The sequence below is a fragment of the Thaumasiovibrio subtropicus genome, from assembly GCF_019703835.1.
GTDB lineage: Bacteria > Pseudomonadota > Gammaproteobacteria > Enterobacterales > Vibrionaceae > Thaumasiovibrio > Thaumasiovibrio subtropicus.
The window spans coordinates 791076-806160 of sequence record NZ_AP023054.1; the positions used below are offsets into that span (position 1 = coordinate 791076).

15 protein-coding genes are annotated in these 15085 nt (G+C 49.2%); 12 read left to right on the plus strand and 3 right to left on the minus strand.

Going from position 1 to position 15085, the window contains the following annotated elements; translation table 11 throughout:
- The first annotated feature begins 219 nt into the window (after nucleotides 1-219).
- The 10 genes from glyA to TSUB_RS03775 all read left to right on the plus strand — a co-directional run bounded on the left by glyA (nucleotide 220) and on the right by TSUB_RS03775 (nucleotide 9956).
- On the plus strand, nucleotides 220-1470 hold the full coding sequence (gene glyA, locus TSUB_RS03730) for a serine hydroxymethyltransferase (RefSeq protein ID WP_087024353.1): 1251 nt from the start codon (nucleotides 220-222) through the stop codon (nucleotides 1468-1470).
- Nucleotides 1471-1730: 260 nt separating this feature from the next.
- Entirely contained in the window at nucleotides 1731-2180 is a 450-nt protein-coding gene (nrdR, locus tag TSUB_RS03735) for a transcriptional regulator NrdR (RefSeq protein WP_087024351.1), read from the plus strand.
- 9 nt (nucleotides 2181-2189) lie between these two features.
- Entirely contained in the window at nucleotides 2190-3308 is a 1119-nt protein-coding gene (ribD, locus tag TSUB_RS03740) for a bifunctional diaminohydroxyphosphoribosylaminopyrimidine deaminase/5-amino-6-(5-phosphoribosylamino)uracil reductase RibD (protein ID WP_087024349.1), read from the plus strand.
- Between the two features lie 82 nt (nucleotides 3309-3390).
- Nucleotides 3391-4047 carry a riboflavin synthase gene (locus TSUB_RS03745; protein ID WP_087024347.1) on the plus strand — a complete coding sequence of 219 codons (657 nt, stop codon included), beginning with the start codon at nucleotides 3391-3393 and terminating at the stop codon, nucleotides 4045-4047.
- Nucleotides 4048-4079: 32 nt separating this feature from the next.
- The gene (ribBA, locus tag TSUB_RS03750; protein WP_087024346.1) at nucleotides 4080-5192 is read left to right on the plus strand and encodes a bifunctional 3,4-dihydroxy-2-butanone-4-phosphate synthase/GTP cyclohydrolase II; all 1113 of its coding nucleotides are present in this window, start codon (nucleotides 4080-4082) and stop codon (nucleotides 5190-5192) included.
- Nucleotides 5193-5369: 177 nt separating this feature from the next.
- Nucleotides 5370-5840, plus strand: a complete 471-nt coding sequence (ribH, locus tag TSUB_RS03755; protein ID WP_087024344.1) for a 6,7-dimethyl-8-ribityllumazine synthase — start codon at nucleotides 5370-5372, stop codon at nucleotides 5838-5840.
- Nucleotides 5840-6304, plus strand: a complete 465-nt coding sequence (nusB, locus tag TSUB_RS03760) for a transcription antitermination factor NusB (protein ID WP_087024342.1) — start codon at nucleotides 5840-5842, stop codon at nucleotides 6302-6304. Before ribH ends, nusB begins: the two co-directional genes overlap by 1 nt.
- A 63-nt stretch (nucleotides 6305-6367) precedes the next feature.
- Nucleotides 6368-7336 (plus strand): thiamine-phosphate kinase, encoded by a 969-nt coding sequence (thiL, locus tag TSUB_RS03765; protein ID WP_087024340.1) that lies wholly within the window; start codon nucleotides 6368-6370, stop codon nucleotides 7334-7336.
- Nucleotides 7326-7805 (plus strand): phosphatidylglycerophosphatase A, encoded by a 480-nt coding sequence (gene pgpA / locus TSUB_RS03770; RefSeq protein WP_087024338.1) that lies wholly within the window; start codon nucleotides 7326-7328, stop codon nucleotides 7803-7805. Before thiL ends, pgpA begins: the two co-directional genes overlap by 11 nt.
- Before the next feature lie 135 nt (nucleotides 7806-7940).
- Complete coding sequence (locus TSUB_RS03775; RefSeq protein ID WP_087024336.1) at nucleotides 7941-9956, plus strand: hypothetical protein; 2016 nt, start codon at nucleotides 7941-7943, stop codon at nucleotides 9954-9956.
- Between the two features lie 47 nt (nucleotides 9957-10003).
- Here the strand turns inward: TSUB_RS03775 and dxs are convergent, their stop codons facing one another.
- From dxs to xseB, 3 genes are read right to left on the minus strand one after another with little or no spacing between them, the layout of a single operon-like run.
- Nucleotides 10004-11866, minus strand: a complete 1863-nt coding sequence (gene dxs / locus TSUB_RS03780; RefSeq protein ID WP_087024334.1) for a 1-deoxy-D-xylulose-5-phosphate synthase — start codon at nucleotides 11864-11866, stop codon at nucleotides 10004-10006.
- Nucleotides 11867-11892: 26 nt separating this feature from the next.
- Nucleotides 11893-12819 (minus strand): (2E,6E)-farnesyl diphosphate synthase, encoded by a 927-nt coding sequence (gene ispA, locus TSUB_RS03785; protein WP_087024332.1) that lies wholly within the window; start codon nucleotides 12817-12819, stop codon nucleotides 11893-11895.
- Nucleotides 12782-13018 carry an exodeoxyribonuclease VII small subunit gene (gene xseB, locus TSUB_RS03790; RefSeq protein ID WP_087024330.1) on the minus strand — a complete coding sequence of 79 codons (237 nt, stop codon included), beginning with the start codon at nucleotides 13016-13018 and terminating at the stop codon, nucleotides 12782-12784. The genes ispA and xseB overlap by 38 nt, the downstream gene beginning before the upstream one ends.
- Nucleotides 13019-13320: 302 nt before the next feature.
- Here xseB and pomA point away from each other — a divergent pair, with 302 nt between their 5' ends.
- Both pomA and TSUB_RS03800 read left to right on the plus strand, forming a co-directional pair.
- Nucleotides 13321-14085 carry a flagellar motor protein PomA gene (pomA, locus tag TSUB_RS03795; RefSeq protein WP_087024328.1) on the plus strand — a complete coding sequence of 255 codons (765 nt, stop codon included), beginning with the start codon at nucleotides 13321-13323 and terminating at the stop codon, nucleotides 14083-14085.
- A gap of 12 nt (nucleotides 14086-14097) precedes the next feature.
- A complete protein-coding gene (locus TSUB_RS03800; RefSeq protein WP_087024327.1) occupies nucleotides 14098-15021 on the plus strand; it encodes a flagellar motor protein MotB in 924 nt (307 codons plus the stop codon).
- Nucleotides 15022-15085 lie beyond the last annotated feature (64 nt).

Sequence of the window (15085 nt, forward strand, 5' to 3'; positions counted from 1 at the left end):
TGATCATGAAGTTATTTCATGGTGAACCTGAAGAAAAAACAATGAAGCTTGTGACAAATTTTACAGAAAAGCTACCTGACTTAGATCAAATTATGTAGAATGTCGGTCAAATGTTGAGAGTGACGCAAACGTTTGCGTGCCCGTAATTACTGGCTTGTCGAATTGTGTGCTTTCTTGGTACTCTTTTTTAACAAAATAACTCTTAGTCAGGAGAGACAGATGTTAAAGCGTGATATGAATATTGCCGATTATGATGCAGAACTGTTTACTGCGATTCAGGAAGAGACGGCGCGTCAGGAAGAGCATATCGAACTGATTGCTTCCGAAAACTACACTAGCCCACGTGTAATGGAAGCACAGGGTTCTCAGCTGACTAACAAATACGCGGAAGGTTACCCTGGTAAGCGTTACTACGGTGGTTGTGAGTATGTCGATAAAGCCGAGCAGCTAGCTATCGACCGAGCGTGTGAGTTGTTTGGTGCAGAATATGCCAACGTTCAGCCACACTCAGGCTCTCAAGCAAACAATGCGGTATACATGGCGCTACTGAATGCAGGCGATACGGTATTGGGCATGAGCCTCGCACACGGCGGTCACTTAACTCACGGTTCTCCTGTTAACTTCTCGGGTAAGCTTTACAACGTCATTCCTTACGGTATCGATGAGCAAGGTCAAATTGACTACGCGGAAGTGGAAGCGTTGGCGCTAGAGCATAAGCCTAAGATGATCATCGGTGGCTTCTCTGCGTACTCTCAAATTGTTGATTGGGCGAAGATGCGTGAGATTGCTGACAAAGTTGGCGCTTACTTCTTCGTTGATATGGCACACGTAGCTGGCCTGATTGCCGCCGGTGTCTACCCGACGCCAGTACCACATGCGCACGTTGTGACAACCACAACACACAAAACGCTCGCGGGTCCTCGTGGTGGTCTTATCCTTTCGAACGAAGGTGAAGACTTCTACAAGAAACTGAACTCTGCGGTATTCCCAGGCGGTCAAGGTGGCCCACTGATGCATGTTATCGCCGCGAAAGCTGTTGCTTTCAAAGAAGCGATGGAGCCTGAGTTCAAAGAGTACCAAGCACGCGTTGTTGAAAATGCAAAAGCCATGGTGGAGACGTTCCTATCTCGTGGTTACAACATCGTGTCTGGTAGCACCGAAAATCACCTGTTCCTTGTTGATCTGATCGATAAGAACATCACAGGTAAAGAAGCGGATGCCGCTTTGGGTGCCGCGAACATCACCGTGAACAAAAACAGTGTACCGAATGACCCACGTAGCCCATTCGTAACCTCTGGTATTCGTGTGGGCACACCTGCGATTACTCGCCGTGGTTTCTCGGTAGAAGATGCGAAAAACCTAGCAGGTTGGATGTGTGACGTGCTTGATAACATTGAAGATCAAGCTGTGATCGAAGCGACCAAAGCGAAAGTGTTGGAAATCTGTCAGCGCCTTCCAGTATACGCTTAATCACTCACGCGTTAGTAATTTAAAAACGGTGCCTCAGGGCGCCGTTTTTTTGTCGCTAAAAAGTCATTCTAGTCCCTGTTTTTCATCAGGTTATGTTGTTCCTAAGCCTGACATTCAAGCAGAAACAGCGGGCAGTGTGATGTCTTTTTGCCAACTATTGATGATTTCGCTAGAAATAGGGGTGAAATTTAGCATTTTGTCCCCATTTTTCTTAAGTGAGGCCAGTGGTTTGATATACTGTGCAAAAAATAGGAGGTCATATGCATTGTCCGTTCTGCGCGGCGACCGATACTAAAGTGATTGATTCACGACTGGTTGCTGATGGTCACCAAGTACGCCGCCGTCGCCAGTGTTTGGCATGTAACGAGCGTTACACCACATTTGAAACTGCTGAGCTATTGATGCCGAAGGTGATTAAAACTAACGGCAATCGTGAACCTTTTGATGAAGACAAGATGCGTAATGGCATTGCCCGCGCTTTGGAGAAGCGTCCGGTGAGCACCGATGATGTGGAACGTGCCATCAATGCCATTAAGTCGCGATTACGCGCAACAGGTGAGCGTGAAGTTGGCTCAGAGATGATCGGTAATTTGATCATGGAAGCGCTTAAAGAGCTCGATAAAGTCGCTTATATTCGGTTTGCGTCTGTGTATCGTAGCTTTGAAGATATCCGCGAATTCGGCGAAGAGATCGCTCGACTTGAAAAATAGGGTCTAAGGATGACATCCGCTTTTACTGCGTTAGATAAACAGATGATGCTGCGTGCGTTGGCTCTGGCTGAGCGCGGTCGTTATACCACTTCACCGAATCCTCGTGTGGGTTGCGTGATTGCGCACGGTGATCACATTGTCGGGGAAGGTACGCACTATCGAGCTGGTGAGCCTCACGCCGAAGTGTTTGCGCTTCGTCAGGCAGCGGCAAAAGCAGAAGGTGCGACGGCCTATGTTACGTTAGAGCCATGTTCCCATTATGGACTCACGCCGCCCTGTGCTGAGGCGTTGATCAAAGCCAAGGTGGATCGCGTGGTGTGCGCCATGGTCGATCCTAATCCCCAAGTTTCTGGTCGTGGTTTACGCATGTTGGAAGCTGCTGGGATCGCTACACAGAGTGGTCTTTTCGAAGCAGAAGCCTTGGCATTGAATCCCGGTTTTATCAAAAAGATGACCCAAAACCGTCCTTTTGTTCAATTGAAGTTGGCGGCGAGTTTGGATGGCAAGACAGCACTAGCAAATGGGGAATCCAAATGGATAACCTCTGCGGCTGCGCGCCAAGATGTGCAATCTTTACGCGCGCAAGCAGATGCGATTCTTTCAACCAGTGGGACGGTACTGGCTGACGACCCGCAGTTAAACGTGCGCTGGGAGCAATTGGCCCCTTCAATTCAGGCGCAGTATCCTCAAGCGGATCTCCGCCAACCGATCAAAGTGATTGTCGATCGCCATCAGCGTGTCACATCAGCGCATCGTTGCACTCAGCAGGGTGAGGTGAGAATAGCAAGCCAAGCAGAGAATCCACACTGGCGAGATCATCCCCATACATCATGGTTAGCATTGCAGGATGACTCCATTGAGAGTGTATTAGCGGCCTTAAGTCGAGCTGACCTTAATCAAGTTTTTGTTGAAGCTGGAGCAAGATTTGCTGGTGAGCTACTCGCGGCAAAAGCCGTGGACGAACTGATCCTCTATTTGGCGCCTAAACTGATGGGGGGTGACAGCCGAAGTTTGATAGGGGCGCTTAACCTCTCAGCAATGAGTGACGTGGTCGACCTTGAGATTAAAGACCTACGCATGGTCGGCAAGGATATTCGAATTATCGCCACCCCTGTTTATTCCGATTGATTCTGCGGTAAGATGCAGAGCCATTTATAGATAGCTAATGACTTTCGTGTTGGTACACGAGAGGACTAACGTCAGGATAAGTATGTTTACTGGAATAGTTGAAGCGGTAGGAACAATTACTGCCATTACCCCTAAAGGTGAAGATGTCTCGGTGACGGTGGAGTCTCATCATCTCGATATGTCTGACGTCAAGTTAGGCGATAGTATAGCGACGAATGGGGTGTGCTTGACTGTCGTGAGTCAAACCGCAACCAGTTACACGGCCGACTTATCGTTAGAGACGCTAAATCTTACTGCGTTTCGCCACTATAAAGTGGGTCAACAAGTCAACTTGGAAAAAGCCATGTTACCGACGACACGTTTTGGTGGTCATATGGTGTCGGGCCATGTGGATGGTATCGCGACGGTGCGTGAGCGCAATACGTTAGGTCGTGCGATTGAGTTTTGGATTGAAGCGCCAGCGGAGCTCAGTAAATACATTGCCCACAAAGGCTCGGTCGCGGTGGATGGTATCAGCTTGACCGTGAATGAAGTGAAAGGCGATCAGTTTAAGTTGACGATCGTACCGCACACGGCGTCAGAGACAACAATAGAATCTTTTGTTGCAGGCAGAGAGATCAACTTGGAAGTTGATGTGATTGCCCGCTATCTAGAGCGTTTAATGCTAGGCAGAGCAACTGAGAAGTCTGAATCGGATGTTTCCATGGACTTACTCGCTCGCAGTGGTTTTTTACGCTAATAATCAAATAACAGTTAATTGAGGTTGTTGCCATGGCTTTAAGCAGTGCTGCCGAAATCATTGAAGATATTCGTCAGGGAAAAATGGTTATTTTGATGGATGATGAAGATCGCGAGAATGAAGGCGATCTGATCATGGCATCAGAAAAGGTTACACCAGAAGCGATTAACTTTATGGCGCGTTATGGTCGTGGCTTGATTTGTCTCACACTGACGAAAGCGCGTTGTAAGCAGCTTAATTTGCCTCTGATGGTGCAAGACAACACAGAGCAGTACAGCACAAACTTTACCGTTTCGATTGAAGCGGCGAAAGGTGTGACAACGGGCATCTCTGCGGCAGATCGTGCCGTAACCGTTCAAGCGGCGGTAGCAAAAGAGGCGAGCCCAGCTGATATTGTGATGCCGGGGCACATTTTCCCGTTGGAAGCACAAGAAGGTGGTGTACTAACGCGTGCAGGTCATACCGAAGCCGGCTGTGATATCGCACGTCTTGCAGGGTGTGAACCATCCAGTGTGATCGTTGAGATTTTGAATGAAGATGGCACGATGGCGCGTCGACCAGACTTAGAAGTGTTTGCCAAAGAGCACGGCTTAAAGCTGGGTACGATTGCTGACTTGATTGAGTATCGTATTGCTAACGAAACCACGATCGAGCGCATTGGCGAGTGTAAGCTTCCGACGGAGTTTGGCGATTTTGATCTGATTACTTATCGTGACACCATTGATAATCAACTTCACTACGCGATGCGTAAAGGTGAGGTCAGCTCTGAAGGTGAAACATTGGTACGTGTTCATCTGCAAGATGTCTTCAAGGATCTGCTGCACTCAGAGCGAGGCAATGGTAGTCAATGGACGCTGCCAAAAGCGATGGCACGAATTGCTGAAGAGAATGGTGTTTTAGTGATTATCGGTCGCGAAGAGTCACAAGAGAACATCGTCAGTAAGATTCAGTGGTATGCCGATCAAGATAAGCAACAACCACAAATCAAGACCAATCCGAAAGATACTAGCCGCCAAGTGGGTGTCGGGTCTCAGATCCTGGCCGATCTGGGGGTCACTAAAATGCGGTTGATTTCGTCAGCGAATCAGCGTTATCACTCGCTATCAGGCTTTGGTCTTGAAATTGTTGAATATATTTGTGAGTAATAGCAGTCGACGCGTCTGCTAAGTTATTTGCTCAACGTGGCAGCCGTCATGAGAAGCGGCTGCCTACTTAATTGGTTATAGCCGGAGTCTGTCAAAATGTGATAGACTCCCGCGGTTTCCCGGTAGCACTATTCTATCGGGCTCTATTCTTCACCGGAAAACGTCACAGGAAGGCCCATGAAGGTAATTGAAGGCGCCATTGCGGCACCAAATGCGAAAGTTGCGATTGTTATTTCTCGTTTCAACAGCTTTATCAACGAAAGCCTGCTTGAAGGTGCGCTAGATGCACTAAAACGTCAAGGTCAGGTGAGCGATGACAATATCACCGTAGTGCGTTGTCCTGGTGCTTACGAGTTGCCTTTGGTTGTTCAGCAAGTTGCGAAAAGTGATCGTTACGATGCGATCGTAGCATTAGGCTCAGTGATCCGTGGTGGTACACCACATTTTGATTACGTTGCCGGTGAATGTAATAAAGGTCTGGCGCAGGTTGCGCTGGAGTTCAACACGCCAGTTGCCTTCGGTGTACTGACGGTTGATACTATCGAACAAGCCATCGAGCGTGCTGGAACCAAGGCTGGTAATAAAGGGGCAGAGGCTGCACTGAGCGCGCTTGAAATGGTTAATGTCCTGTCCCAAATTGAATCCTAATGGGGGTTAGTGTGAAACCAGCCGCACGTCGAAATGCGCGTCAATTTGCTGCGCAAGCTATTTACTCTTGGCAAATCACTCAGGAAAATGTTGCAAACATCGAGCAACACTTCCTATCGGGTGACAATTTTGAAGAAGAAGAGCATCAAGCGGATGCCCCTGCATTAGCAGAGCCGCAAACGGATGTGAACTACTTCCGTGACCTACTAGTGGGCGTTGTACAGTGCCACACTGAGTTGGATAGCAAGATGCGTCCATACCTGTCTCGTCCGCTGCAAGATCTGGATCAGATGGAGCTGGCGCTGTTACGTATGGCCATTTATGAAATGATCAAACGTGAAGACGTACCTTACAAAGTGGTTATTAATGAGTGTATCGAACTTGCGAAAGCCTTCGGTGCAGAAGACAGCCACAAATTTGTAAATGGTGTGCTGGATAAAGTTGCGGTTTCTATCCGCAAATAAGCACAGAGTAGTTGATGGAAGGCCAGCATTGCTGGCCTTTTTTAATCGTCGGGATTAAGGTGCATGACGAGCGCAGTGAAAACGGAGTTCGGGTTAATCGAGACCTACTTCAATCAACAAGGAAGCCATCGAGAAGACGTGGATCTCGCGATTGGTGATGATGGCGCCTTGATGACGGTGCCTGATGGTCACCAGTTAGTGGTCAGTACCGACACCATGGTACTCGGAACGCATTTTTTATCTGATGCAGACCCCGCTTGGGTTGGGCATAAAGCATTGAGCTCTAATTTGAGCGATATTATCGCGATGGGCGCAACGCCGACTTGGGTCTCTCTAGCGTTGACCTTGCCAGCCATTGATGAGCAGTGGCTGCAAGGCTTTTGCGATGGCTTTTTTACGTTGGCCAAGGACTACAACGTGACATTAGTGGGGGGGGACACCACGAGTGGCCCATTAGCCATTACCGTCACCATTCATGGTACTGTGCCTCGTGGAGAAGCTTGGCTGCGGTGCAATGCGAAAGTAGGAGACAAGATTTATGTCTCTGCTGAACTTGGCGATAGTCAAGCAGGATTAGATTATGTTCTGGATCCTCGTTTAGAAAGCGATGTGAAATCGACATTGCTCTCACGTCATTTCAGACGTTATCCTCCACTGTCTTTGGTTAAATCTCTTAGCGGTAAGATTTGTTGTGCGCTTGATATCTCGGATGGGCTGATCGCAGACCTTGGTCATATTCTAAAGGCATCACAAGTTGGCGCTGTTATCGATGCGGATAAGCTGCCACTGAGTGCTGAGTTGATTACCCATTGTGAGGGGGATGAGCAACGTGCGAAGCAGATGGCACTGGCGAGTGGCGAAGAATATGCCTTGTGCTTTACCGCACCAGCAGCGCTCGAACTCCATGATCTACCCGTGCATTGCATTGGACATATTACCGACTCGGCACATCTTGAGATAACCACGGCTGGAAAGCCAGTTACTTGGCCACTGAAGGGCTATGATCATTTTGGAAAAACAGATGAATCCTAAGCAGAAACTAAAGTTAAGCAATCCATGGCACCTTTTAGCGGTTGGGTTTGGTAGTGGCTTGTCTCCAATTATTCCGGGCACTATGGGGACCTTGGCTGCCATTCCTTTCTACCTCCTTTTAGTAAAGCTGCCGTTGTTTATCTATCTTGCCATTGTGATTATCACGGGTGTGATAGGTATTCGAATATGCGGAAAAACGGCGGATGATATGGGGGTCCATGATCATGGTAGTATCGTCTGGGATGAGTTTGTCGGTTTTTGGCTTGCCATGGCGTTTGTCCCTGTTGTGAACTGGCAATGGATTTTGGCAGGCTTCCTCCTATTTCGTATTTTTGATATGGCGAAGCCTTGGCCAATAGGTTGGATTGATCGCCATGTACATGGCGGTTTTGGCATCATGATTGATGATATCGTTGCTGGTGTGATGACGGCCGTTTGCTTGTGGGGTCTCGACCACTATTGGTGGTAATGCCCTGTGCGGCCTAAATTTGGTAAAAGATAGAGCCAGCAAGCGACCACTTGCTGGCTTTTTTCTTTCTAGCTACTCAGTCGTCTCTTGGTTGGCGTCACATGCGTCTACACTCATGATGCGGGGGATGACAAAATGGCACGACTTATCATCAAGTTAATACTTCTTGTTTCAATCGGCTTTCTATATAGCAGCGCTAATGCAGCGCCCAAGTATGGCTTGGTGCTACCCGGAGGATGGGAGAAGCTAGGACAGCGCGCTGAGGCGGTCAAACAGTGGGAAGCAGAGAACAGCGACATGGTGTTCGGGAGTTTGCAAGATGTTGCCTTGAACCGACAGACCACTGCGCTCGGTTACATGTATGCCCAAAAACTCGACTGTTTAGCGGGAGAGCAAGAAGCATGGCTGCATCGCAAGCTGTGGCAACAAGAAATTAATCCTGAGCATCTTTATCTTCATGCAGGCGTTGACACGGTACTTGCCTTTGACGCGCTGTCTACCCGTGCTGATGCATTTATTGCAGGTAAGCCGCTTCATCTGATGATTCAAAAAGGGCGAGTGCTGCGTACTGCGCGTTTACCCCTCCAATTAGCCGCAGATGAAGCTTTAATCCTCGTGTCAGGACAGCCTTTCCTCGCCATTGACACCGTCATGCCTGAAGCGCTGACTGTTACCGCCGCTTTAGCAGCAAAGCCGGGCGATGAGATCAGTGGTTGGCAACCTTTAACAGGGGAGATCTTGGCCGACGAAGGAGACAGTAAACGGCAGTTGTGGTGGTTAAGTGACCGCATGATGGCAGTCAATCCGCGTGTCGGAGAGTTTGTGTTTAATACCGGTCATGTGGCGTTAAGCGCACAAATGCCCGTGTATGTTGCGCGGCTGAGTTGGTCGCAGCGTATCGTTGTCGATCGTCTGACTATTGATTATGGCGTGCGACGTATAGGGCAGCAACAACTCTTCATTCCCGGCTGGGACTGGCGTAATGACTTGGATGGCGATGGCTATTTGGATGATGAAGAGTATGCGCAACGGGTGAATACCCAGGCGTCAGCAAGATTTGCCTCTCAAGCACGTCTATTGCCCGTGGGTTATATGTGGCCCGGAACATGTTGGATGCGGACTAACTTTAGTCATCCACAGGTCAATCGAGTACATCAAGCTTGGTATCAATATGACTGGCAGCGTCAAGGGCTCAGTGGTGCGTACAATGATGATATGGCTAAGCTACTCGGGCGAAATCAGTTCGCGGTGATTCAGGGGGGGACGATTGCTGAAATGACCACCCCATTAGGCACCGATGAAGCTGCCGTTGAATATGCGAAACAGATGGCACGGTTTTTCACGCAGCTCAAGCAACAGCTTCCTGAGGTACAACTCGCGGCCAATATCTCCGAGTTAAACCTATGGCGATATCGCCACTGGCCTGCCGAGTTGCGAGAAGTCTTTGACGTGTGGCTGCGCGAACACTATCTCTATCCGGGAATGGGGTTACACGCATTGCAGCGACGATGGGAACATTTTGCCCTGACGGCATTGGGCGATAAAAGCTTGTTGATGACAACCACCCGCTTTAGCCGCAGTGCTCAAGAAAAGCAGGGCGAGCAAGTATGGCATCAAGATATCGCGACCGGACTCGCATTGTATTACCTGTTCCACCATCCCGAACTCACTTATTACCACAGTTGGAATCAGACCTTTTATTACGGTAGTGGCCCAACAGATAACCGCAATTGGTATCAAACAGGTATCGCGAAAAATCAAGCGTATCGACCGACCGCCATGCTAGAACATGACTTAGGCAAACCTGTTTTAACAAAGCGTGATCCTGTGCCTTGGGTACTCAAAGATCGACAAGAAGCGGAGCAAGTCGGTGTCTTGTTACAACAGCAGCCTTCCGGTTGGTTTTGGATTGCAGGGGAAAAAGCTTGGCCTTGGTCCGAACCTGCTCGCGCGATAGCAAGGCAGTTTGAGAACGGGCTCGTGGTGTATTTTGCCGGTGCTAGCCGAGCTGATAAACGTGCACTGCAAACTGAACCACAGACCTTGCTGTTGCCAGCGCGATACCGTCGCGTGAACTGGGATGGCAGTGTTGATGAGGCCAGCGATACGTTAACGCTGTCACCCTATGAAGGAGCGGTACTGGTGAAATAAAAAATGCCTGCAACTTGCAGGCATTTAAAGCATCGTTTGATTAGGCACTAATCTGCGAGATAGTCACGAATCTGTCGCTCGATCCCTTCGCTATCGAGGCCGAGCATAGCGTAAAGCTCTTGCTGAGTGCCTTGTTCGATGAAATGGTCAGGTAGGCCAAGTGTCAATACAGGCTTAGGCTGTTTGGTCGCCATTAAGTGTTCAATAACGCCACTGCCCGCGCCACCTTTTACCGCGTTCTCTTCCAAGGTGACGATGACATCATGAGTCTCGGCCAGCTTGGTGATGAGTTCTTCATCGAGAGGCTTAACAAACCGCATATCAGCAACGCTCGCATTGAGGGCTTCTGCCGCCGCGAGCGCACTCGGCAAGAAGGTGCCGAAATTGAGTATTGCAATACGCTCACCTTCACGGATGAGACGGCCTTTTCCGATCTCAAGCGCGGTCATCTCTTGTTGGATATCAGCGCCGCAACCACTACCACGAGGATAACGCACCGCAGAAGGGCCTTGATGTTGGTGGCCAGTGTAGAGCATCTGGCGGCACTCATTTTCGTCACTCGGCGTCATGATCACCATGTTAGGGATGCATCGCATGAAGCTGAGGTCGAATGCGCCTTGGTGTGTTTGACCGTCTGCGCCGACTAAACCGCCTCGGTCAATCGCAAACATGACGGGGAGGTTCATGATCGCCACATCATGGATCAGCTGATCGTAAGCGCGTTGCAAGAAGGTCGAGTAGATAGCCACCACAGGGTGGTACCCTCCAATCGCCATGCCAGTAGCCAGCGTAACAGCGTGCTGTTCGGCAATCGCGGCATCAAAATACTGCTTAGGGTACGCTTTTGAGAAACGTACCATGCCAGAGCCTTCTCGCATCGCTGGCGTGATCGCCATCAGCTTCTCATCCTGTGCGGCCATATCACATAGCCAGTCACCAAACACATTGGAAAAGGTAGGTTTACCGGCCGACTTAGGCAGTGAATCCGCTTTGGGATCAAACTTCGGTACACCATGATAGCCGATAGGATCTTTCTCTGCTGGCGCGTAGCCTTTGCCTTTTTTGGTCATCACATGTAAGAACTGCGGGCCTTTTAGGTTGCGCATGTTCTTCAGGGTTTTGACTAGCTCTTCAACGTCGTGTCCATCAATTGGGCCGATATAGTTAAAGCCGAGCTCCTCAAATAGCGTGCCTGGTACAACCATGCCTTTCAAATGCTCTTCGGCGCGTCGTACCAATTCTTTGATTGGTGGCGCGCCGGAAAGCACTTTCTTACCGCCTTCGCGGATGCTGGCATAGGTGCTGCCGGATAACACTTGTGCGAGACGGTTGTTCAATGCGCCGACGTTTTCAGAGATAGACATTTCATTGTCATTGAGGATAACAAGCATGTCTTCGTGAACGTCGCCCGCATGGTTCATGGCTTCGAAGGCCATGCCCGCTGTGATCGCACCGTCACCAATAACGCTGACGACTTTACGTCCTTTGCCTTCTGCCGCGGCGGCAATCGCCATTCCTAAGCCTGCGCTAATGGAGGTCGATGAGTGGCCGACAGACAGCACATCGTATTCACTTTCTTCACGCCATGGGAAAGGGTGTAAGCCATTTTTTTGGCGAATGGTCGGCATCGCATCGCGTCGACCTGTCAGAATCTTGTGTGGATAAGCTTGATGACCCACATCCCAAACCAGATGGTCAAATGGGGTGTTGTAGACATAATGCAGCGCAACGGTCAGCTCGACGACACCGAGACCAGAAGCCAAGTGGCCACTTGATTGGCTGACGGAGTTGAGCAAATAAGCACGTAGCTCGTCGCAAAGACCCGGCAGTGACTCTCGAGGCATTAATCGCAACTCGTCTGGTGTATTGGCCAGAGCCAATGTCGGGTATTTAGAAATATCCAATGTCATATATTACAGCGCTGTTTATTGTGGGTTTAATTGTTACGCTCGATGACGTATCGGGCAAAAACTTCCAGTGGTTCGGTATTGTAAGGGATCTGAGTCAAAGCGTGTAGCGCTTCTTTGTAGAGGTTTTGCGCTTTTTGTTGCGCTTGCTCCAATCCTAACAGGGCAGGGTAGGTACTTTTCTCTGCCTCTAAATCAGAACCTTGCGGTTTACCGAGTGTTTCAGTATCGCCAACAATATCGAGAATGTCGTCTTGAACTTGAAATGCTAAGCCAATGGCATAGGCGTAACGATCGAGATGCGATATGACGTCACTCGAGATGTCACCGCTTGCAAGCGCCCCAAGCTTTACGGCACAACGAATCAGCGCGCCAGTTTTGTTGATGTGAATTTGTTCTAGTGCGTCTAAGCCAACTTGATGGCCTTCTGCTTGTAAATCGAGCGCTTGGCCAAGGCACATGCCGGATGAGCCCGCAGCGCGCGATAGTGCACTGACCATTTGTATACGCTTCGCATCTTGACGCATTGTGCCATCGGCGAGAATCTCAAAGGCCAACGATTGCAACGCGTCTCCCGCTAAAATGGCCGTCGCTTCATCAAATGCTTTGTGGCAAGTCGGTTGCCCTCGGCGGAGGTCATCGTCATCCATTGCGGGTAAATCATCATGGATCAAGGAGTACGCGTGAATGCATTCAATGGCAGCGGCGGGCGCATCAAGATCTTCTATTGCCGTGCCAAGCATCTCGCCGACACAATAGACGAGGTAAGGGCGGGCGCGCTTTCCACCCAGAAGCGCGCCATGGCGCATTGCGTCGATTAACGCATTGTCCTGATGAGGCTGGGCATCTAACCAAGCAAGCAACTGTTGATTGTTACGTTGCTGGTATTGCGATAAGTGTGCTTTGAAATCCGTAATATCAGTCACGTTGGTACTCTTCGAGCGGAGCGGTATCATCAGCTTGCATCAAAATATCAATCTTTTGTTGCGCGCTACTCAAGGTTTGCTGGCTGTGGCGAGCCAAAGCAATGCCGCGCTCAAATTTCTTCAAAGCGTCATCGAGGGGCAGGTCTCCGGACTCGAGCTGCGCCACGATCTGTTCCAACTCGGTGACTGCTGCTTCAAAGCTCATGTTTTCGGGTTTTTTACTCGCCATAGTCTCGTTTCGTTTTGGTCAAAGTGCGGAAAATTTATCGTAGTGATCTTAAAATGTAAATTGTATCGCAGTTAATAAGAGAGATGCTGCAATGATTCATACGCAAAACGTCGCAAAGTTAACCGATTGACAGGAAAATAACTAAACTGCGAATAGCTACTGCCGATAGAGCGAATAATCGGTAATATAAAAAGGTTGTGATTACTCTAAGATCTCGTTTCTATTCAGAAACTGATCGGTATGAATCAGTTAGGGTAATTTAAGAATACGAGTTTTACGCGCGTCACGTAAGGGGAATAAGTGTGGATTTAGCTACGCTGTTAGGGATGCTGGGAGCGTTCGGTTTCATCATCATGGCGATGTTACTCGGCGGTAGTCTCTCGATGTTCATCGATATACCGTCAGTCTTGATCGTATTTGGTGGTAGTTTGTTCGTTGCCCTAATGAAATATAACCTTGGCCAGTTCTTAGGCGGGTTTAAGATCATGGGTAAGGCGTTCATGTTTAAAACGGACAAGCCCGAAGATCTGATCGCTAAGATTGTAGAGATGGCCGATGCTGCACGTAAAGGTGGCTTTTTGGCGCTGGAAGAGATGGAGATTACGAATAGCTTCATGCAAAAAGGCATCGACTTGTTAGTGGATGGTCATGATGCCGATGTTGTTCGTAATGCGCTCTCTAAAGACATTACCATGACCACGGAGCGTCACGAAACGGGCGCAGGTATCTGGTCGGCGTTAGGCGATGTCGCGCCAGCGATGGGCATGATCGGTACGCTTATCGGTCTGGTTGCGATGCTTTCGAACATGGATGACCCGAAATCGATCGGTCCGGCAATGGCCGTTGCACTTTTAACAACACTCTACGGTTCAATGTTTGCCAACATGGTTTGTCTGCCTATTGCGGATAAGCTGATGCTTCGCAAAGAGGAGGAAAAGCTTAATCGGCGTCTGATCATGGATGGTGTGCTAGCGATACAAGATGGTCAGAACCCCAGAGTGATCGATAGTTTCTTGAAAAATTATCTCAACGAGAAAAAACGAACCGTTGATGCGGACGCGGGTTAACGGAGCGCAGAGATGGAAGAAGAAGACAATTGTAAATGCCCACCCGGTGCACCGCTTTGGATGGCGACCTTTGCCGATTTGGCAACCTTGTTGATGTGCTTCTTCGTACTTCTGCTCTCGTTTTCAGAGATGGATGTATTGAAGTTTAAGCAAATTGCGGGCTCCATGAAATTTGCTTTTGGTGTGCAAAACATGTTGGAAGTAAAAGACATTCCCAAAGGCACCAGCGTCATTGCCCAAGAGTTTCGTCCGGGCCGTCCTGAGCCAACTCCGATTGAAGTGATCATGCAGCAAACGATCGATATGACGCAGCGTTCGCTGGATTTTCATGAAGGGGAAACCGATCGTGCGAGTGGTACGCAGCGTGAGCAGGGTAAGTTGACGGGTGGTCAATCGCAAACGGTCGCGACTCAGCAGAATGAAAACAGTGAATCTGAAATGGATCAGGCGCAAGAGCAACTCATGCAAGTGATTCAACAAGCATTAGAACGCGAGATCGTCGAAGGGGCCATTGAGCTAGAAAGCCTTGGTCAGCAGTTGGTGATTCGTATCAAAGAGAAAGGTGCCTTTCCTTCTGGATCTGCGTTCTTGCAACCCAAGTTTCGTCCACTTGTCCGTCAGATAGCTGAGTTGGTTAAAGATGTTCCCGGTGAAGTCACCGTGACCGGGCATACCGACAGCGGCCCTTTAGATTCAGAACTTTATCGTTCAAACTGGGATCTCTCCGCACAACGTGCAGTCTCGGTGGCGCAAGAGATGGAAGGGGTACGAGGCTTTGATCATAGCCGCTTACGCGTTGTCGGAATGGCAGATACTATGCCTCTTGAAGACAATAAAACGGAAGAAGGCCGTCGAGCCAATCGACGAGTAGAAATAGCGGTAAACCAAGGTAAACCGCACTTTTCCGATGAAGTGACGAGTGAGCCATCTTCTTGATAGATAACAGGGTCGACAATATCGGCCCTGTTTTTATTGTGTGATCAGTTCACCCCATCCTACG